Source organism: Flavihumibacter rivuli (assembly GCF_018595685.2).
Classification (GTDB): Bacteria; Bacteroidota; Bacteroidia; order Chitinophagales; family Chitinophagaceae; genus Flavihumibacter; species Flavihumibacter rivuli.
Window position 1 is genome coordinate 3640803 of record NZ_CP092334.1, and the last position, 20869, is coordinate 3661671.

The 20869-nt window shown below is 48.1% G+C and carries 19 protein-coding genes; 10 read left to right on the forward strand and 9 right to left on the reverse strand.

What is annotated here, in order from left to right; genetic code table 11:
- Window positions 1-40 precede the first annotated feature (40 nt).
- The 8 genes from KJS94_RS15435 to KJS94_RS15470 all read right to left on the reverse strand — a co-directional run bounded on the left by KJS94_RS15435 (window position 41) and on the right by KJS94_RS15470 (window position 8299).
- Window positions 41-700 (reverse strand): hypothetical protein, encoded by a 660-nt coding sequence (locus tag KJS94_RS15435; RefSeq protein ID WP_214448538.1) that lies wholly within the window; start codon window positions 698-700, stop codon window positions 41-43.
- Between the two features lies 1 nt (window position 701).
- The gene (rpoN, locus tag KJS94_RS15440; RefSeq protein WP_214448537.1) at window positions 702-2186 is read right to left on the reverse strand and encodes an RNA polymerase factor sigma-54; all 1485 of its coding nucleotides are present in this window, start codon (window positions 2184-2186) and stop codon (window positions 702-704) included.
- 511 nt (window positions 2187-2697) lie between these two features.
- The gene (locus KJS94_RS15445) at window positions 2698-3915 is read right to left on the reverse strand and encodes a DegT/DnrJ/EryC1/StrS family aminotransferase (RefSeq protein ID WP_214448536.1); all 1218 of its coding nucleotides are present in this window, start codon (window positions 3913-3915) and stop codon (window positions 2698-2700) included.
- 222 nt (window positions 3916-4137) lie between these two features.
- Window positions 4138-4734 carry a carboxymuconolactone decarboxylase family protein gene (locus KJS94_RS15450; protein WP_239804188.1) on the reverse strand — a complete coding sequence of 199 codons (597 nt, stop codon included), beginning with the start codon at window positions 4732-4734 and terminating at the stop codon, window positions 4138-4140.
- Window positions 4735-4808: 74 nt separating this feature from the next.
- The gene (locus KJS94_RS15455) at window positions 4809-5363 is read right to left on the reverse strand and encodes a peroxiredoxin (protein ID WP_214448535.1); all 555 of its coding nucleotides are present in this window, start codon (window positions 5361-5363) and stop codon (window positions 4809-4811) included.
- Between the two features lie 186 nt (window positions 5364-5549).
- A complete protein-coding gene (locus tag KJS94_RS15460; protein WP_214448534.1) occupies window positions 5550-6770 on the reverse strand; it encodes a glycoside hydrolase family 10-like protein in 1221 nt (406 codons plus the stop codon).
- Between the two features lie 32 nt (window positions 6771-6802).
- Window positions 6803-7258 (reverse strand): MarR family winged helix-turn-helix transcriptional regulator, encoded by a 456-nt coding sequence (locus KJS94_RS15465; protein WP_214448533.1) that lies wholly within the window; start codon window positions 7256-7258, stop codon window positions 6803-6805.
- Window positions 7259-7315: 57 nt separating this feature from the next.
- On the reverse strand, window positions 7316-8299 hold the full coding sequence (locus KJS94_RS15470; RefSeq protein ID WP_239804189.1) for a radical SAM/SPASM domain-containing protein: 984 nt from the start codon (window positions 8297-8299) through the stop codon (window positions 7316-7318).
- A 217-nt stretch (window positions 8300-8516) separates the two neighbouring features.
- Between KJS94_RS15470 and KJS94_RS15475 the strand changes: the two genes are divergently transcribed.
- Window positions 8517-9284, forward strand: a complete 768-nt coding sequence (locus KJS94_RS15475; protein WP_214448531.1) for a glycoside hydrolase family 25 protein — start codon at window positions 8517-8519, stop codon at window positions 9282-9284.
- Window positions 9285-9334: 50 nt separating this feature from the next.
- Complete coding sequence (locus KJS94_RS15480) at window positions 9335-9571, forward strand: hypothetical protein (protein ID WP_214448530.1); 237 nt, start codon at window positions 9335-9337, stop codon at window positions 9569-9571.
- Between the two features lie 79 nt (window positions 9572-9650).
- Here the strand turns inward: KJS94_RS15480 and KJS94_RS15485 are convergent, their stop codons facing one another.
- Complete coding sequence (locus KJS94_RS15485; protein WP_239804190.1) at window positions 9651-11210, reverse strand: hypothetical protein; 1560 nt, start codon at window positions 11208-11210, stop codon at window positions 9651-9653.
- Between the two features lie 446 nt (window positions 11211-11656).
- Here KJS94_RS15485 and KJS94_RS15490 point away from each other — a divergent pair, with 446 nt between their 5' ends.
- The 8 genes from KJS94_RS15490 (at window position 11657) to KJS94_RS15525 (ending at window position 20824) form a co-directional block, all read left to right on the forward strand.
- Window positions 11657-13342 (forward strand): amidohydrolase, encoded by a 1686-nt coding sequence (locus KJS94_RS15490; protein WP_214448529.1) that lies wholly within the window; start codon window positions 11657-11659, stop codon window positions 13340-13342.
- A 98-nt stretch (window positions 13343-13440) separates the two neighbouring features.
- The gene (locus tag KJS94_RS15495) at window positions 13441-13968 is read left to right on the forward strand and encodes a hypothetical protein (protein ID WP_214448528.1); all 528 of its coding nucleotides are present in this window, start codon (window positions 13441-13443) and stop codon (window positions 13966-13968) included.
- 511 nt (window positions 13969-14479) lie between these two features.
- Window positions 14480-14698, forward strand: coding sequence for a hypothetical protein (locus KJS94_RS15500; protein ID WP_214448527.1), 219 nt, complete (start codon window positions 14480-14482; stop codon window positions 14696-14698).
- A gap of 197 nt (window positions 14699-14895) precedes the next feature.
- Entirely contained in the window at window positions 14896-16224 is a 1329-nt protein-coding gene (locus tag KJS94_RS15505; RefSeq protein ID WP_214448526.1) for a vWA domain-containing protein, read from the forward strand.
- A gap of 136 nt (window positions 16225-16360) precedes the next feature.
- On the forward strand, window positions 16361-16771 hold the full coding sequence (locus tag KJS94_RS15510) for an META domain-containing protein (RefSeq protein ID WP_214448525.1): 411 nt from the start codon (window positions 16361-16363) through the stop codon (window positions 16769-16771).
- Window positions 16772-16972: 201 nt separating this feature from the next.
- Window positions 16973-17290 carry a DUF202 domain-containing protein gene (locus KJS94_RS15515; RefSeq protein ID WP_214448524.1) on the forward strand — a complete coding sequence of 106 codons (318 nt, stop codon included), beginning with the start codon at window positions 16973-16975 and terminating at the stop codon, window positions 17288-17290.
- Between the two features lie 43 nt (window positions 17291-17333).
- A complete protein-coding gene (locus KJS94_RS15520) occupies window positions 17334-18221 on the forward strand; it encodes a hypothetical protein (protein WP_214448523.1) in 888 nt (295 codons plus the stop codon).
- A gap of 260 nt (window positions 18222-18481) precedes the next feature.
- A complete protein-coding gene (locus KJS94_RS15525) occupies window positions 18482-20824 on the forward strand; it encodes an ATP-dependent helicase (protein WP_214448522.1) in 2343 nt (780 codons plus the stop codon).
- The last annotated feature ends 45 nt before the right edge of the window (window positions 20825-20869 follow it).

Here is a 20869-nt window from a genome sequence, read left to right on the forward strand (position 1 = left end):
TTTTATGCTTAACCATCAGGGAATGGCTTGACAATCTTGCCTATCCGGACACGAGCATGCCTATCAGCATGGAGATGAGGCCTGTCAGGAAGCCCCATCCCATTTCCCTGTTGGTATGATCGCTAACCAGCATCCTTGATGTGCCGGTAATGCCCGCGATCAATAAGGAGATCGCGACAAATACACCCATTGGCACAACGCTGCTCCAGGCCATCATGATAAAGAAACCTACCAGTATTCCCATGGCAATGGCATGCAGGCTGATCTTCATGAAATTATTGGCAGTGAGGGCGATGATACTGGATACAAAAACAGCGCAAAGCATTTGAACCAGCTCAGGCGGATTGTCCGGTTGGTTCTTGCTAACATAGAATGCCCAGAAATAGAAGATCATGGATGCCACAATGGGGATGATCCTTTCTTTTTGGGTCCTTAATTGCATACTGGAAGCAAATCCCAATTGTTTCAGGAGCAGCACGGTGAAAGCCGGGAAAAAGGTGGTGCTGAAAACCACTGATGCCAGCTTGAACAATTTATACCGGTCGTCTTCACCGGCAAAGGCAAAAGGATGCAGGTACAGCAGGTAGGCTGTAATGTATCCCGGGATGAATATGGGGTGAAACAGGTAGGAAAAAAAGTGAGCCAGCAGCCTCAGGGGCAGGGGGGCTTTTGACAGTTCCTGTTCTTCAGTTATAACCATTTTACAATTCCTTTCTCAAACGGGCTACCGGTATATTCAGTTGTTCCCGGTATTTGGCCACTGTTCTGCGTGCAATGTTATAACCTTTTTCCTGTAAAAGTTCAGTCAGCCGTTCATCACTAAGGGGCTTGCGTTTATTTTCCCCTTCCACCATGTCACTCAGGATCTTTTTAACCTCCCTGGTAGATACTTCTTCCCCGCTTTCCGTGCTCAGGCTTTCGCTGAAGAAGAATTTCAGTCGGTAGGTGCCGAATTCTGTCTGTACAAACTTGCTATTGGCCACACGACTGACAGTGGAAATATCCAGTCCGGTCCTTTCGGCGATATCCTTCAGGATCATTGGCCGCAAGGTAGTTTCGTCGCCAGTCAGGAAGAACTCCTTTTGGTAATCCATGATGGTTTGCATGGTCATCATCAGGGTCTGTTGCCTTTGTTTGATGGCATCGATGAACCACTTGGCCGCATCAATTTTCTGCTTGATGAAAAGCACCGCCTCCTTCTGTCGCTTATCCTTCTTGCTGCCCTTATCATATTCTTTCAGCATATCGCGGTAACCTTCACTAATGCGCAGGTCGGGTGCGTTCTTGCTATTCAGGGTCAGTTCAAGTTTGCCGCCATTGTTATAGATGAAGAAGTCCGGCACCACATAGCTTTCGGCCTTGTTTACTTCGCCGACATTGCCCCCAGGCTTGGGGTTCAGCTTAATGATCTGGTTGATGACACTCTTGAGTTGGTCATCATCGATATTCAGTCCACGCTGTATCTTGTCGTAGTGCTTCTTGGTGAACTCATCGAAATAGCGGCTGAGTACTTCGATGGCCAGCTTTACTTCTGTTCCTTCCTTTAGCTTTCTTTCTAACTGGAGTAGCAGGCACTCCTGCAGGTCTCGGGCGCAAATACCGGGAGGGTCGAAATGCTGGATCTTGCGTATGAGGCCTTCAATTTCCTCTTCAGTGGCGATAATATTCTGGCGAAAGGCAAGGTCGTCCATGATGGAGGTGGTTTCCCGCCTCAGGTATCCATCATCATCAATGCTTCCAACAATTTGTTCTGCGATCTTTTGGGTGCGGTCGTCCAGGTCAAGCATGCCCAGCTGGTCAACTAGTGAGTCATGGAGGGAGTTTTCTATCTTAAAAGGCATTACCTGCTTGTCCTCCAATTCGGGATAATTATCATCCCTGAGCTTATAATCGGCTATTTCGTCATCACCTTCCTGTACATATTCGCTGATGTCAATATTTTCATACTCATCTTCGCTGCCTTCGGTCTCATAATCGTCATCAGCATTCTCGAATTCGTCCCTCGGTTCCTCAAAGTTTTCATCATGGTTCTCTTCGCTCAGTTCCAGTGCCGGGTTCTCTTCCAGTTCTTCCTTTATCCGCTCTTCCAGGTTGGCTGTTGGCACCTGGAGCAGCTTCATCAACTGGATTTGTTGAGGGGAAAGCTTTTGTAATAGTTTTTGTTGTAAACTTTGACTCAGTGCCATTCGTTAGGGGTTTGTGGCGACTGGTTTCCGGAGGAAGGCCGCCTATCCACAAAAATCAGGCCGTAATTTACTAAATTAATCATGAAACAGGGATGCAACGAATTCTTAAAATAATTGTTGTCGCCTTTCCGGTCTTTTGTGCAATCTCTTCAAATGCGCAACAGGCAAGTGTTTCATTGCCCCTGCGCTACCGTTTGGAGGATTCGGTGAAAGTGTATTCCGTGACGCAAAAAAATTCTGAAAATCTTGTAAAAAAACCAGCAAGCCTTCCTTCCCCAAGGGGATTAGCATTCCCAAATGCCAGTATATCAGCAGATTGGGTGACCAGGCAGTGGGGGCTGTTTTGTATTGGGGAATGGAAGTTTGAAAAGGCGACCGGAATACCCCTGCGAATCAGGATGGGGTCACTTGAACACACCGACTACCTGGAGGGTAAGCGTAAATAGGATTATCTGATATGAAAAACGGTCCCCGACAGGAGGACCGTTTTTTATCATTTTGTTGCTGGTGATCAGGCATTTGAGGTCTGCTCTTGCAGGACTTTCCTGATGGCAGCCGCCATTTTTTCGCCTTTTTCGCGGATCTGCTCTTCTGTCCAGCTTAAGCTGATGGCAGTAGAGATGCACCTGCCCATGATGGCGTCACTGGCACTGAAGTCCTGGGTTTGCAGTTTCAATAGTGCCGTTTTTTGGGCATCATTCAGGTTGTAGAGTGAGGTGGCCTGCTTCAGGTGGTCCCATTTACGGATATAGTGCCAGTTGTTATCGTACCAGTAGAAATTGCCTGGCAGGATACCCTGGGCCTTCATTTCCGCTACGGCAGCCCTGGTCAGTTCTTCTGTAGGCAGGAACCAGCTCAGGAAGGACGCGTTATCACCTGCAGGATCGGGGATGGTCCTGAAACTGATCTCCGGGATCTGCTCCAGGTAAGAGCGAAGCAGTTTGTTATTAGCTCGCTGGATGGCCAGGATGCGGTCCAATTTCTTGATCTGGGCTAATCCGACTGCAGCATGCAATTCACTAATGCGGAAATTATAGCCAATGAACGGATGAAGGTCGGCCCCACGGTCAACGCCTTTATGGTCGTGGCCGTGGTCGGTATATCCGTCACTCTTGATAAGCACTTCTTCATTATTGGTCATGACTACCCCTCCTTCACCGCAGGTAATGGTCTTCACGAAGTCGAAGGAGAAAGTGCCTGCATGGCCTATTGTTCCCAGCGACTTGCCTTTGTAGGATCCGCCAATACTCTGGCAGGCATCTTCGAGGAGGATCAGGTTGTGCTCCTTACAAATGCTTGCCAGTGCATCAAGGTCTGCCATGCTTCCGCACATGTGTACGGGCATGATGCATTTGGTCTTTGGGGTAATGGCCTTGCGTACAGCTTCAGGGTCAAGGGTCAGGCTGTCGTCTACATCAACCAGTACAGGGACAGCACCTACGCTTAACACAGCCTCGAAACTGGCAACAAATGTGAAGCTGGGCATGATCACTTCATCACCTGCTCCAATATTGAGAGCGGCCATGGCGGTGGTTAGTGCTGCCGTGCCACTTGAGGTAAGCTGGGCATATTTACAACCAAATGTTTGGGTAATTGCTTCTTCCAGTTCTTTAGCTTTCCAGATACCCTTGCGCGGACCATCGAAGCCGTAACGCATCAGGATTCCGGTTTCAAGCACATCGTTTACTTCTTTGCGCTCTTCAGCGCCCCAGAGTTCAAAACCAGGCATATTTTCGGTTTATAGTTAATCAATTCCCGCAAAGATAGGGAGTCTGACAGGTATAGCAGACCCCTTAAAAATGGCCCTATTTCAAAAAAGTTCCATACGGCATTGATAAACAGATCGGTACATATATAGTCGTTTTCGGAGGGTCGGAGACGGGTCGGAGTCGGGTCGGATTCGAGTCCGACCTTGAATGGAAAAGCCCGGCAAGAAGTCCGGGCTTTGGTATCATAAGAGAACGGTAAGGCTGCGGAGGACGGCACCCAGCCGGACAGCATCGTGGATGCGTTGTTTTTCTGTGCCGTGCTGCACCAGGTTCTTCTCGTGGCTGGTTACGCACATTTCACAGCCGTTGATGGAGCTAACCACCAGGCTGATCAGTTCAAAGAACTCCTTGCCGATCAGCGGGTTCATCATAATGCTCATGCGGATACCTGCCTGGGCATTATTGTAAAAGTCTTCGTGCATAAAATGGCGGAACCTGTAATACACATTATTGGTTGCCATCAGGCTGGCACAACTGATCACTTCAGCGATCTCTTTTTCATTTGCCCCTTCACCTATGGCCATTTTGGTAAAGGCTTCCTGTAGCAGGCTGTTCTTTTCATTTACCATTACGGCCAATGCGATCAGGTATGCTTCCTTCTTTTGCAGGGTTGCGGCGCCAAGCGCATTGCTGATGTTGATCTTCAGGTCACGCAGGTACCTGGTATCAGCATTGGCCAAAGCCTTGAGGCTTGGACTGAGCTGTTCTTCGGTCAGTCCCAGGTCATTCAATATCGCCACAGCGTTATTAACTGTTGTGGCAGCAGCTCCAAACATCATAATCTTCCGGTATTTTATAAAAGCGTCCGATCATTGGACCGGACGCCGAAGGGAATTGAATTCAATTGAAATGATTAGGCAGTGAGGGTAGCTTCACCTTTCTGCCAGTTACATGGACAGAGTTCATCTGTTTGCAAGGCATCCAGTACACGCAATACTTCCTTCACATTGCGGCCAACACTCAAGTCGTAGAGGCTAACCCAACGTACGATACCCTGTGGGTCCACGATGAAAGTGGCGCGGTAGGCGATCTTCTCTTCAGTTTCGAGGATACCCAGCTCTTCTGCCAGGGTTTTGGAGGTGTCGGCCAGCATGGGGAACTGGAGGCCTTTCAGGTCTTCGTGGTTGTTCCTCCAGGCCAGGTGGACAAACTCACTATCGGTAGAGGCACCAACCAGGACGGTATCTCGGTCGGCGAAATCCTGGTAATGCTTGTTGAATTCTGCGATCTCGGTCGGGCAAACAAAGGTGAAATCCTTTGGCCACCAGAACATCACCATCCACTTACCTGCATTCCTGATCTCTTCGTAGCTCAACTCATAGAACTCTTTTCCTTTCTCAATGGACACAACTGACTTTTTCTTGAACTCGGGGAATTGCGATCCCACTGACAACACTAAATTCTTCATACTGATTTTCCTTTTTGATTGCTTTTGGGGGCGCAAAGTTCTGGCGTGATCAATTGTCATCAAAATCACGACATGTTAAATCTGGGAATTCAGGATGGGACAACTAAAAATCAACCCCTGGAATCCTTTATGGAAAAGCATTCCAGGGGTTGATTGATTTTATTGATGGTTGATAGAAAAGAATTATCAGTTGGTTTCTACAGTTGGTTTGCCCGGCAGCCACTCCATAACCGGAAGGGGTACACGCGATTTATAGTAATTGTTTTGAAGGCTATCGCTCCAGCCATTGGGATTGCTGACAAATGATTTGCTGCTGAAATAGATCGCCCCCTGAACATTAGGCGTGTTGCGTATGGCCTGGATCATTTTGGGTAAGAGGCTCTTGTCTTTCCATGGGGCACTGGTTCCTGCCTTGTAGATACCCAAGCCTATATAGCAATGTTTGCCATAGCTGTGTTTGCTCCACCAGTCGAGCAAAACCTCGAAGGGCGCTGCCTTGTGGCCAAACTCCCAGTATAGTTGTGGCGCTACATAATCGATCCAGCCCTGCTTCAACCATAGCAGTATATCTGCATAGAGGTCATCGTAATTTGTCTGGCCGGCTTTGGTTTCACTGCCTTCAGGATCCTTGTCCTTGTTGCGCCAAACCCCAAATGGCGAGATGCCGAACTTTACATAGGGTTTCTCTTCCTTGATGGCCCTTGAAAGTTTCACAATGATGGAGTCGACATTGCTTCTCCTCCAGTCGTCCCGGTTCATGCCATTGCCAAATTGCTGGAAGGTCTTGTCGTCAGGAAATTCTTTCCCTGCTATCCTGTAGGGGTAGAAATAATCATCGAAGTGGATGGCATCCAAATCATAACGTTGTACCAGGTCACGAACTACATTGACCACATATTGTTGGGCAGCCTTGTTGCCAGGATCGAAATAGCGTTTGTCCCCGTAGGTTAGGAACCATTCGGGATGGAGCCTGGTAATATGGGTGGGGCTGATGCTGGAACGGTTAACATTGAATACTGCCCTGTAAGGGTTGAGCCAGGCATGAAACTCCATTCCCCTTTTCCTGGCTTCATTGATCATGAACTGCAAAGGGTCATAATAAGGTACAGGCGGCCTGCCTTGCTTGCCCGTTAGCCATTCACTCCAGGGTTCGTATTGGGAAGGGTAAAAAGCATCGGTTGCCGGCCTTACCTGCACAATCACGGCGTTCATGCCGTTCTTCTCGTGCATATCCAGCATGCGGATATATTCATCCTTTTGTTTCTCGCTGTCAAAATTGCCTTTGGTTGGCCAGTCTATATTGTCAACGGTGGCAATCCATGCTGCCCTGAATTCTGGCTGCTGCTCCTGGCCTTTAGCAGGAGCAAGGCCGTTAAGGATCGCGAGGGCGATCAATATCTTTTTCATACTGCTGATTTCATTGGGGTGAGGATAGTGACCTAATCTACTGACTGCCTCATCTTGTCAAGGAGGCCGCTTAATTGCTTGGCCTCTTCGGGACTGAGCTGGTTGAGGATAGCATCGAATTCGTCTTCGTGTGCATCCATGCGGGCAAGCAGTTCCTGGCCTTTTTCAGTTATGGTACAATCTACTAAGCGCCTGTCGGTTGGACAGGTGACCTTCCTGACCAGTTCCTTTTTCACCAGCCTGTCCACGATCCTGCTGGTATCACTCATTTTATCGAGCATCCGCTGGCGGATCTGCAGGGTAGAGAGTGGTTCCCCAGCTCCCCTCAGGATGCGCAGGATATTGAACTGTTGGGGGGTAAGATCATATTGATCCATGAAGTTCCTGGTATTTTCCATCAGCCAGTTATAGGTATAGATCATATTGATCATCAACCTCTGGTAATCATTCCGGAACTTCCGCTGGTGGATATCTTTATCTATGCTCATAGAAGGTCATTCTGGTTTAAAATTAGGGAAATCTGTGTGGCGACACCAATCAATATGTCATCCCCACACTTTGGTCCCTTCCGAGCAATTGGCGCAAATATCAATATTGGCGCGTCCTTGAAGGATCTTGCCACGGAAGTCCCGGTAAGTTTTACTTTGCCATATTTCCCTGAAACTCAGGTTTTTCAGGTCGCCCATACGGTGTTGGGCATCTTTGTCGAAGCAGCAGGGCACCACCAGGCCGTCCCAACTGATAACGGTAGCCTGCCAAAGTCGCCAGCAATGGTTATGCAGGGCGTTCTTGAATTCGAAGGCGCCATCGGCGTTCTTCCGGTAACGGCTGTACCTGTCGATAGATGGGATCAGTTGGTTCGGGTCTTTTTCATAATCATAGACCTGGGCAGTCTTCAGCCATACATCATCCACGCCAATTGTTTTGGCCAGTTCCTTCACTTCTTCGATCTGGTGTTCATTGGGTTTTACCACCAGGAACTGGAATACCACGAATGGGGTTTTGCTATTGAGTTCCTTCTTCCATTTTACGATATTCCTTGCGCCCTCCAGAACTTTCTCCAGTTTACCGCCAACCCTGTATTGCTGGTACACTTCCTGGGTTGTTCCGTCAATGGATATGATTAGCCTGTCCAGGCCGCTTTCCACAGTCTTCCGGGCATTCGTGTCCGTTAAATAGTGCGCATTGGTAGAAGTGGCTGTATAGATCCGTCGTTTGTTCGCATAACTGACCATCTCCAGGAAATCGGGATTCAGGTAAGGTTCTCCCTGGAAATAGAATACCAGGTAAAAGAGATCGCGATGGATCTGGTCAATGGTTTCCCTGAAGAAGTCTTTCTGTAACATGCCGGTGGGACGGGTAAAGGCCCTCAGTCCGCTTGGGCATTCCGGGCAACGCAGGTTGCAGGAAGTGGTAGGCTCGAAGGAAATGGATATGGGCAATCCCCACTGGATGGGCTTTCCCGACCATTTGCTGACATAATAACTCAATAACACTTTGCCGGCATTCCAGGCACGGCGAAAGGTCATCTTCCGGAAAAGGTTTATGTTATCGTTCCAGTTCATTGGCACCCGGCGAAAATAATGAAACCCTGGTTTATTGACCGGTTACTATTTCAGCCTACCAGGAACAGATGGGTTAAGAACCATATGGAAAGAACGCCAGGCTTGGGATCAGGAAGCTAGAATAGTCCGGTCTTAAAAATTTCCTTCTTCCTGATTGCCGTAGTTCTAAATTTGCTTCCGCATGGCCAAGAAGAAGAAACAAAAACTGCCCGGTGCAAAGTCCCTGATAGCCGTATTGATCATCCTCCTGGTCTTCGGGATGGGATATTGGTGGTACAAATTGTCCGAACCTGATTTTGTGCGGTATGATGCATTTGGTATCGAGATCCCTTCCAACTTCTCCATCCATGGCATAGATGTATCCAAGTACCAACAGCGGATCAATTGGGGGGCAGTGAAGGAAATGGAAGTGGAGGATGTGAAGATCGGCTTCGCGTTTATCAAGGCTACTGAAGGATTGGGAAGGGTTGATGCCCATTTTGCCAGGAATTGGGAGAAGAGCCGGGATGCCGGTATCACCCGCGGGGCCTACCATTTCTTCCTGGCTCCCAAGAACGGGGCCCTCCAGGCCGAGAATTTCATTCGCACCGTAGAACTGATGCCTGGCGACCTGCCGCCCGTATTGGATGTGGAGCAGACCTACGGGGTAAGTGCTGAGAAGCTCCGTGCTGAGGTAAAGGCTTTCCTCGAAACTGTGGAAACGCATTATGGAATCAGGCCGATCATTTACACGAATGTTGACTTTTACAATAAATACCTGAAAGGGGATTTTGACCAATATCCGCTATGGGTGGCGCATTACCTCCAGAAAGACCGCCCAAGGATCACCCGTAACTGGGCTTTCTGGCAATACAGTGAAACCGGTAATGTAAACGGGATAAGGGGAAAGGTGGATTTCAATGTGTTTAACGGTGATTCCTCGGATTTTGAAGATCTGCTGATCGATTGATCAACAATTCAGGCTGTGCGTTGTAATTTTATATCCAAACCGGAACAAGTATGAGTGGAATGGAACAGGATGCCCGCGACCTTCTAAAGCGTGTGTTGATTACCGTTAGCTTGGGCTGCCTTTGGCTACTGGTGAATTCGACCTTCGGGCTGATGTTCGGTTGGTTCTTCTTCGAGCATTTTCCCAAACTTGGGAATTACATCTTCTATGGCTGGTTTGTGGTCAGCCTCTTCTTCCTGATCAGGTATTTCATCAGGATCTGGAGCAAGAAATTCAAGGTTGATTGACTCTTTTTCCCTTGGATTGTCATGGGCCTGCCCTGAGTTAAACTGGTTAACTTTTGAATCCTTCCAGCTTACACAATTATTAATACCTGCGTTTCCTGCTCGCGAGGTATTTATCGTGGATGATGGTACTCATGGGCTTTTCATACACTTTGCTTTCCACCCAGGATATGATATCGAGGTAGGCGAAAGCCCGGGTTTCAAAGCGGCTCTTCTCCAGGTGCTTGATCTTGTTGAGGAATTTTTCCAGTTCGGGTTTCATTTTACGTGGACTGACATCAAAGGAATGCCTGATAAAGCGGAACATTTCCTCCTCTACTACGGTCAGGTTCTTCATTTTGGCCATGAACCGGTAAACGGATTTGATCAATGACTCAATGATCTCATCATTGCCCAATTCGTAATGCGCCAGCATGTGCATCAGGCGGGCATAGCTCTGCAGGTCAATGCGCAGGTCTGCCGAGGTATCATAAATGATCTTCTGCAGGTAGTCGATACTGGTGTTGAAGTCGCCGCTTCCAAAATACAGTGTTGCAAACTTGTAATTGAATACAACGATGCGGTGGGGATCAACAAAAAGCGCATAGTCTTTCAGGTTATCCGCAATCTGCGGGACCAGTTTCAGGCCTTCCTTGAAGGTACCTGTCATGAGGTGCCAGTTCAGCCTGGCACTGTTGATATATATATCTGTATGGATACGGAAATTGTCGTGTTGTTGTGCGATCGGTGTTTGTGAAAATTCCTCGAATTCCTTCAGCACGATCTCGAATTGCTGGAAGTTTCGAAGGTCGAAATGCGCATTCAGCAGGTTATGCAGTCCCTTGATATAGTGACCGATCTCCACCTTCTTCATTACCTCATTTTCCGAGAAAAGGTCCACCCATTTCTGGGTGTAGCGATAATACATTAGGAAGTCCTGGCGGATAAAGGCATACCAGGTATAGCTTTGATAGAGGTAAAGCCGTTCATAGAAGTCGGTCAGCTCATAGGCATCTGCTGGCAATTGTTCCTTAAAATACCTCCGGATCCCTTCCTCATCTTTTTCATTACGGGCATGGCCATTTTTGACATACCAGCTGTAAAGGCGAAGGGCCAGATTGGATAGCTTGGTCACCCTATCGATATGCGTAGCGATCTCCAGGGCTTCCTGCGTAAGCTTGTCGGTCTTCTCACCCAGGCTGCGGGTAATATGGAGGGTTTCGATCTTCTTCTCCAGGGAGATCACCTGTGCCAGGTAATTGAACTTGCCATTGGCCTTGGCTTGTTCCCTCGCCCTTTCCAGGATCTTCATGGCCTGGTGCTTCAATCCCTTATTGTAGAGGATACGGGCGTTATCGAGTTGCTCCGATAACTGGAGCTCCAGTGTATCCGTGCTTTTCAGGTCGCGCAGGCTGGCAAGCACCTGCTTGTACAGGTGGGTTTTGATATTGTTCAGCTGGGGCTTCTGGATGGAAGGCAGTTTCTTCAGCAGGATCTTTTCATCATATTCCGGTAGCTTGTCCAGCGCATCGAAGAGTTCTACAATTTTCAGGTCTTCCTTGGCAGAACTTCTCTTGATGTATAGTTTAAAATGCCGCTTTTCCGACTTATGAAGGGATTTTATCAATTGAAATAAGGTATCTGTAGATCGGTTGGGCATCATTAATAATTTTTCCGGAAAACCTTGATAGATAAAGGTTTAGGTGCAAAAGTACCCATTTTGGAGTAATAAAAACCAGGCAAATTTGATTTGAAAACAGAAAAACCTGGTGCTACTTTTACATCAGAGTTTAGGAAATAAAAAAATACGGCAAGCAATCGTTAAGTAGCAAAGAATCGTAGAGGTCAAAATTCCTGAACAAGCTTACGGGGTAAGCACCAGGTTATACTAGAAGACTTTTTTATATGGCAAGCAATCGTTAGAGGTCGACTGTTTCTACAGTGGACCTTCTTTTTTTAGGCGGTTGTGAAGGTAAGAGATTCCAATTGAATTTAACAAATTATTGGGGGTAATTTTTTTGGAGATTTTTTGCCTTCGATTTCCACTTCAAGCGCTGGTTTTCCGAAATTCATGGGGGTTACTTTTTTCTAACCAATAACCACCCACCCATGCGCATCCTGCTGCTTTTACTGCTTTCTCCCCTTTTTACCTTCTCCCAGGACCAGTTATTCTATAACGCCAGGATCTTTACCGGCAATTACGATCAGCCTTTTGCGGAAGCCATCGCCATCCGGAATGGGAAGGTGCTGGCCGTGGGCTCTTTGAAGGATGTTGAAAAGAAGCTGGGCAAAGCAGCACTGAGAACAGACCTCAAGGGCCAGACCCTGTTGCCCGGTATGGTTGATAGCCATATCCACGCTATCAAGGGCGGCAAAACCCTGACCAAGGCCAACCTGAAGGACGTGCCCACCGATGTACCTTCCATTGCCGCCTATGCCCAAGAGGCCATCCGGAAGCAAGAGGGAATGACGGGGGATGTGTTGGATATGTATGGCCTTAACATCAGCACCTGGTCGCACCTGGATGAACTTTCAAAAGCTTTTAATAGCGGCGAACTGGCCAGGCATCCTGTCATCCTGAGGGGTTCCGATGGCCATACGGTTTTCGCTAACCAGGCCATGCTCCGGAAAGCAGGGGTGGATAAAGCCTATCTCCAAACCCTCTCTGGGGATATGAGGTCTTATTATGCCACCCTGCCAGATGGCCAACCCAGCGGTTTTGTGACTGAGGATGGGATCAAAATACTACATGCCGCTGTACCTAACGTGGTGGATTATGCGCTGGCTGCAAAAAAGACCATGGACTATGCCAATGGTTATGGCCTCACTGCCTGGCTGGAAGCTTCTGCTACCACCACCGCCACCACAGAAAGTGAGATCCTGGATGCTTACCATGGCTTGATCAGGGCGAATGCCTTATCTGCCCATGTTGTTGCAACCATTGTGGCCAAAGCCGATAGTTCACCGGAAAAACAGATCGACACGGTTTTGGCGATCAGGAAAAAATATGAACGGCCTAACCTGAAAGTCGCGGGCTTTAAAGTTTTTGCTGACGGAGTACTGGAGTACCCCACCCAGACCGCTGCTTTGTCTTCCAACTATACTGGCACCAACCATAAGGGGGTATTTATGTTCGAGCCCGGGAATTTTGCCCGTTTTGCAACAGCAGCGGACAAGGCAGGTATGCTGGTGCATGTCCATGCCATTGGTGACCGTGCGGTTACCGAGACCCTGAATGGCTTTGAACGGGTCCGGAAGCAGAACGGTAATACACGGATCCCGCATAGTATTACCCATATGCAATTGGTGGTGCCCACCGATTTCTCCAGGTTCCGCCAATTGAACGTCCTGACCTCCCAGCAATTACTATGGGCCTTTGGGGATGTCACCACTATTGATATTGTGCAACCCTATATAGCCCAGGAGTTGTATAAGTGGCAGTATCCGGCGAAATCCTTGCTGGATGCGGGTGCTGTGGTAGCCGGAGCCAGTGACTGGCCCGTTAGCAGTGCCAATCCATTCGAGGCTATTTACCATGCCGAAACGCGCAAAGGACCCAAAGGGGTATTGGACAGTAGCCAATGCATGCCCAGGATGGCCATGTTCTATGGCTATACCATTGAAGCGGCCAAGGTCTTATTACTCGAGAAGGAAATTGGTTCGCTTGAACCCGGAAAATGGGCCGATATGGTACTGGTAGACCGGGATGTATTTTCCGTAGATGCGGAGTCCATGCGCGATACCAGGGTCTTGTGGACCATGTTTGAAGGGAAGGTGGTTTGGCGCCGGCAGTGACCATCCGCAGGCGAAGGTCATTTCCCGGATTTTGCTATCTTTCCGGTCTATACTAATATCCAGTAAAAACCGTTATTAATCCAGTTAAACCAATAACTATGCGTACCCTCCTGCTTACCCTGGCATGTTTTGCCCTTTTTTCCTGTGACAAGGTTGACGAACTGACCCGCTTTACCATTTCTGATGATTCAGAAATAACGGTAAAGGCCGGTGTGGCAACCCTGCTACCATTTGATATCACCACCCCCCCGATCACCTCCAATGCTGAGACTGAACTGACCATGCGCAACGGCAATATGGACATGATCGAATCCCTGAAAATGGAAGAGATGCGCCTGAACATCCTTTCCCCGCAAAACCGGACCTTCGATTTCCTGAAGGATATGGAAATGTTCATCGCTGCCGATGGCTTGCCTGAAAGGAGGGTCGCTTTTGCCTTCGATATCCCTGATACAGTTACCAATGTCCTTAGGCTCAACGTAGAAGACCTCGAATTAGAAGAATATATCAAGAAGGGTAAGTATACTATCCGGGTGAAGATCACTACTGACAAGGTGATCAATGAAGACATCAAGGTAAGGATCCAATCAAAATACCGCGTAGATGCTAAAATATTAGGGGTCTGATTCCATAAGCATAAAAAACCATTTTGGCCAGCCAATCCTGTTGATTCGGCTGGCCTTTTTGTTTCTGGATGTTCCTGCTGGCTGGGAAAGCCAATTACAATTCCCAAATGGAGGGAAACCAGCCAGGAAAAAGAAAAATGCATGGAAAATGGGTGATTTTTCGGTGAAAACACTGACCCCTTGTCAACGGGCAACAATTATCTTGCCGGCAGTATTCCCAACTACTATGACTGAATTCCGTAGCCTTTTATTTTGCCAGCCCTTTATTAAACTTTCCATTGTCCTCAATCTTTTAGTGATGGCCATCATGTTGTTACTGCACAAATTATTAGGGGATGGTATGTCACAGTTTTCCAAACCCTTCCTGGCTGTAATGGTTGCTATGATTTTTTTTGCCACTAACCTGGCCTTGAAGCAAAGGATAAGTTTGTTTGAATTTCCAAAGGGGCTATGGTTGATGCGGTTCCTGATATTCTTAGTGGCAGTTCTTTGTCTCACTTTACCACCCCTCATGGCTTTTATTGTTTTCATTGACCAGCCATTGCAAGCGCACTGGGTTATTAAGGGTATGCTGGTACTGGGTACAGTTTTCCTCGGTTGGGCAACCTGGTTCCTGGTGATCATGTTTCCAAGAATTGATGCTGGTGTTTTCCTGGAATGGCAGGAAGAATCAATGAGAAGGGAAGGATGGAATAATAACATGGGTGATTGGATGGTTAAAAGGGCATAGATGCTGGACAATGCTTCAAGTTGTAAGGAGGGACATCCTCCTTCCTTATGTTTACGCCGTATACGGCCTGGTTTTACCTCCCTGTTTTTTGGTTTGTGATTTAATGCGGTAAAGTCCTTATTGTTAAGGACTTTATAAATTGGTTTTGGGGGCATGGAAAAATTTTCTGCCTGCATCCTATTCGAAAACCAACCATTATGCCATTACCAACCAGAACCACCAGCCTGGCGATCATATTGATCGCGTCTCTTACCCTTGCATCGTTTATTGGTATTCGCCACCTCAAACTAACAGGAAAGAATAATTGCAATTTTGTTGACAGTAATGAAATCTTGCAACCCTGCACAACTGGACTTGAGGCTCCTCCCGATGCTCCCGACCCTTCCCGGCCGCAAAAGCCATTGGCATTTCAGGAAGGTTTAAACAGGCCTTTTCCGCCGGCTTCTCCCTTGGTGACGGATCCGGTAGCCCTCAGCCCAAGGAAGATCCAGGTAGCGGTTCTCCTCGATGTATCCAACAGCATGGATGGGTTGATTGAGCAAGCCAAGGCACAGCTTTGGAATATGGTGAGTGTACTGGGACGGGTAAGGTGCGATGGTAAAGTTCCGCAAGTGGAGATCGCACTTTATGAGTATGGAAGAAGTTCCAATGATGTCAGCAAAGGTTATGTAGAGCAGGTTAACCCTTTCACCCGCGACCTGGACGAGGTTTCGAAGAACCTTTTCCGGTTGACCACCAATGGCGGCGATGAATATTGCGGCCAGGTAATGTACACCTCATTAAAGGAGTTGAAGTGGGATGACAGCATGGATAATTATAAGGTGATCTTTATAGCAGGCAACGAGGATTTTTTACAAGGGCGGCTGCCCTTTACTACTGCCTGTAGAGAGGCCAAAGCAAAGGGGGTGGTGGTGAACACTATCTATTGCGGGGAACGCAAGCAGGGGATCGCAGAGCATTGGAACCTGGGTGCGGAATGTGGCAATGGCAGCTTTACCAATATCAATTCAGATGCCCGGATCGAGGATATCCCTACCCCATATGATGATGAGTTATTCCAGTTGAACACCAGGCTGAATGCTACTTACATTAGTTACGGCACTAAGGGTGAGGAGAGTATGGCCAAAATGAGTGAAGTGGATGGATTGAATTTCGAAAGCAATAAAAGTGCCGCGCTGAAAAGGGTTGGCGTGAAAAGCAAGAAGGAAGTTTATGATAACTCGAGCTGGGACCTTGTCGATGCCATGGCAGCCGATAGCATGGTGGTAAGGAAACTTGACAAGAGCCAACTGCCTGTTACCCTGAAGAACAAATCTGAGAAAGAGATCAGGCAATTTGTGAAAACCCAATCTGAAGAAAGGTGGAGTATCCAAAAACAAATTGCAGCACTTAGCATAAAGCGGGATACATTCCTAGCTGCGGAAAAGGCAAAGAACATAAAAAGTAATCACGAATCCACACTGGAAACGGCCATTGAAAAGATGATCCGTGAGCAGATCGGTAAGAAGGGAATGAAATTGGAATAGCTGGTGCTTAAAATACTGGAGTCGATTGGTTAATCCCTGATCCAGGTATATTGCCAGCCGCCGGGATTGACCCGGCGGCTATTCTTTTGATGGGTGGCGGCGATCGACTATTTTAGTGGCATTAAATATTTCTGCTATGCGATTTTCCCGGCTTGCCCTCCTTATAAGCCTTTTGGCTGTAGCTTGTTCACCTAAACTCGGACCTGACAAGGATTGGGCGGAAGGAAGATGGTTATTGGTTGAATTAAAAGAAGTGCCGGTCCAGATCAGTGGCAACCAGGATAAGAATGCACATCTTGAGTTTTACCCGTCATCCCGTACCTACAAGGGGTTTGGCGGATGCCATCCCATCAGCGGCAACTATGATGTTTCAAAGCGTTCTATAAAGTTCCGGCCTGGTCCGGCACCGAAGGAATCCTGCCCGGATGTTCCCTTTGAAGCCGTATTCCTCCAGACCTTGTACGATATTGATGGCTATGAATTGAACGGGGATATCATGTCTTTGAAGGATGGCCGCAAGACCCTGATCAAACTGCAAAGGAAGTGATGACCGGAATCATCATTATTTCAAGCCCATCTTTATACAAGCCATGTGCCTTAACTGCCGGGGTGAAGCCGGCAAGGATATCCGGCAAGATACCTGTACTGTTATTCAATCCTTGTAACCGGCAGAATCCGCTTTTGGCTCCAAGGAAGGCGACCTGCGTGGTGCCTGGCATATACGATTCAAAGCCGAAAAACCATAACCATGGACGAAACCCAGAAAAGAATCAATAAGGACCTTATCCTGCGCGAAAGGCTGGCCATAGAGCGTACAGATATGGCCATCGACAGGACGCTTTTGTCATTCATCCGGACCGCCTTATATTTTGCCATTGCCGGTATGACCATTCATGGATTCATGCGCGACCGTTTTGGCGGATGGGTGGTGTTGCTATTTGGGATATTGGCCACCCTGATCCTGCTGGCCGGTATCTACAAGTACCGCCAGCAGAAAAGAAAGTTGAAGGATAATGAAAAACACATCGGCGATTATAAGCTGGAGTGGGAAGATGACGTTGAATAGTTGACCTGTATTACTTTTAGGAAAAGCGAATCTGATCCATACCATGAAAAAAATTTTGACAATAGGCTGTTTGGCCTTCTCCATCTTAGGCTATTCCCAGCAATCGAGTACTCCGGAATATCTTGGTTTACCTGGTGATAACCTTAACTTATATGCGCTTCTTAAGCTTTTCAGGAATGCCCCCTCCCCGGTTGCTTTCCAGGATGCCCTGAATAGGCCGTCCAGCCTGGTCAATAATCTCGACCTTAACAACGATGGCGTTGTTGATATCATTCGGGTAATTCCTTTGTCTGGCAGCATGTCCCGCATGTTGGTGTTGAGAACGGCCATTAATGCCAATGAATCCCAGGATATCGCAGTGATCACGGTGAGCCTGATTGCTAAGGACAGGGCGCAGGTGCAGGTTGCCGGTGATCCCCTCCTATACGGAAAGGAATATATTATTGAGCCGAATTATGAAACGGGGGATGATCATGCTGATTCCGTCAAGCTTCAAAAACAGTACAAGGCCAATACCACGCTCCGCAATGGGGAGGCCATGAATGAACAGTACACCTCCACTTACGGGGTGGCACAGTGGCCAGTTGTAAAGGCCTTGTTCGGGCAGGAATTAACCGATTTACCCGCGGCAACGGGGGCGCCGCTGGCAAAACCCTATTATTGGCACCAGTACTACGCCTACCATTTCAATTGGTATCATGAATATTACAGCCAATATAGGCGTTGGTCCTTCCATCGGTTGGCAACCTGGAAGGAGCAATATGTCGCTGCACCGCCTGCCAGTTCTACTTTTGTTGCCAACAGGATCAGGTCCGGGGGGTATATGGAAACGTATTCAAAGCCGGAGAAGGCCATTGATGGGATCATCCTGTTCAACCAGAAGCATCCTGAGCTGGCGGCCGGAGCAAAGGTGCCGGCAGATCCCCGCTAGCAATACCGTTGAATACTTCGAAGAGTCCTTGGGGGGCTGATTGATGCTTAGGTCCTTGGTTACTTCCAATAGGTAGCAGGAATGGTTGGATTTCTTCCCTAATGGGAAGGCGCCAGGTTGATCTGGTCGGCATTGAGGCTAACCCTATTGGGTTGGCTAAGTCGCTGAGAATTAAATGCCCTTAGATTCCGTGTGAAATCCGCCATCCGCAATCCAAAATTCAGGATATTTGCCGTTCACGGATTTTGGAAAAACATCATATGCAAGATTACCTGAAAGGATTGAATGACCGGCAGCGTGAGGCGGTGTTGCACAAGGATGGCCCGATTATGATCGTGGCCGGTGCCGGGAGCGGAAAGACAAAAGTATTGACCACCCGTATTGCCCACCTGATGGCCCACTATAAGGTGGATGCCTTTAATATATTGGCGCTTACGTTCACCAATAAGGCGGCCAAAGAAATGAAGGAGCGTATCGAGAAGATCCTTGGTAATTCCGATGCCCGTAATCTTTATGTGGGCACCTTCCATAGTGTCTTCGCCCGTATCCTGCGCAGCGAAGCCCATCGACTGGGTTATCCCAACTCCTTTACCATTTACGACACTGATGATGCCAAGGGCGTGGTGAAGACCGTGATCAACGAAATGAACCTGGACGACAAGCTGTATAAGCCGAATATCGTTTATAACCGTATATCATCGGCAAAGAACGCTTTGGTTGGTCCGGCTGAATACGCGCAGGATTATTATATCCAGCAGGAGGATGCCCGCAGCAACCGTCCGGCGATCGCCCAGATCTACGCGAACTATGCCAAGCGCTGTTTCAAGAATGGCGCAATGGATTTCGATGACCTGCTGATCAAGATGTACGAATTGCTGAAGCATTTCCCGGAAGCGCTGGTGAAGTACCAGCATAAGTTCAGGTATATCCTCATTGATGAGTACCAGGATACCAACCCGGCCCAGTACGAGATCATCAAATTATTGGGTGCCGCACATGAGAATGTTTGTGTGGTGGGCGACGATGCCCAGAGTATCTACTCTTTCCGCGGGGCGACCATCCAGAATATCCTGCAGTTCCAGAAGGATTATGATGATGTGAAGGTGATCAAGCTGGAGCAGAATTACCGCAGTACCAAGAGTATCCTGCATGTGGCCAATGAAGTGATCAACAATAACAAGGGACAGATACCCAAGCAGCTCTGGACCGATAATGGCGAAGGGGAGAAGATCAGGCTGGTGCGTACCATGACCGATAACGATGAAGGAAAATTCGTGGCGGATACGATCCAGGAGCAGAAGCTAAGGAACCACTACAACAACAAGGACTTCGCGATCCTTTACCGGACCAATGCGCAGAGCCGGGCTTTTGAAGAAAGTCTTCGCCGGATGGCTATTCCCTATACTATGTATGGGGGTGTGAGTTTCTATTCCCGCAAGGAGATCAAGGACATGGTAGCTTACCTGCGGGTGATCGTGAATCCCCGTGACGAAGAAGCATTGAAGCGGATCATCAACTACCCGGTAAGGGGTATCGGAAAGACCACTATCGATAAGGTGTTGCTGATCGCGAACAACAGCAATATCTCCATGTGGGAGGTATTGGAACGTGCTGCTGAAGCCGGGTTCAAAGCCGGTACCCTGGAGTCGATCGAGAACTTCGTTACCATGATCAAGAGCTTCCAGAGCATGTTGCAAATAAAGAATGCCTATGATGTGGCCTTCCATGTGGGTAAGCAGACGAACCTGGTGAAGGAGCTTTTCAATGATAAGAGTGCTGAAGGGGTGCAACGGTATGAGAACGTTCAGGAGTTATTGAACAGTATCAAGGAGTTTACCGAAACTCCCAGCAATGATGATGGGGAAGTGGGTGACAAAGGGCTTGCGGCCTACCTGCAGCAGATCACCCTGTTGACTGATGCGGATGAGAAAGACCCCAATGCTGATACAGTGAAATTGATGACCATTCACGCCGCTAAAGGCCTGGAGTTCCCGGTGGTTTTCGCAGCTGGATTAGAAGAAATGTTGTTTCCCAATGCGATGTCTATCAACACAAGGGAAGAGCTGGAAGAAGAACGTCGCCTTTTCTATGTGGTGATCACCAGGGCCAAGCAAAGGCTTTGGATAACCTATGCCAATACCCGCTATCGTTTTGGACAATTGGTGCAGAATGAACCCAGCCGGTTCATTGATGAGATCCCCCAGAATTACCTTGACAGGAGTTATGCCGGCGGTGGTGCACGCAATAGCGGTACCCAGTTTGGAGGGACATCGGCGTTTGACAGGATGCGGGGTTTTGGCGCCAGTGAAGCCGCAGAGCGTATGTACGGTCCGCCGCCTGCCAAGCGGAAAGATACCGTACCATCCTACGTGCCTCCCAAGCCAGCGCCAAAGGTGGTGGAGCATAAGCCTTCTGCTGATTTCGTTCCCAGTGATACATCCAATCTCCAGGCAGGCCAAAAGGTAGAACACCAGAAATTCGGTTTCGGGGTGGTGACCAAAATGGAAGGCAGTTCTCATAACCCTGTAGCAACTGTACAGTTTGACCTGAATGGAGAGAAGAAGATCATGCTGAATTACGCAAAACTCAGGATTGTGGAATGATTCCTTAATAGAGTAATAAGCCTAGCACATTATTAAATGACTGCT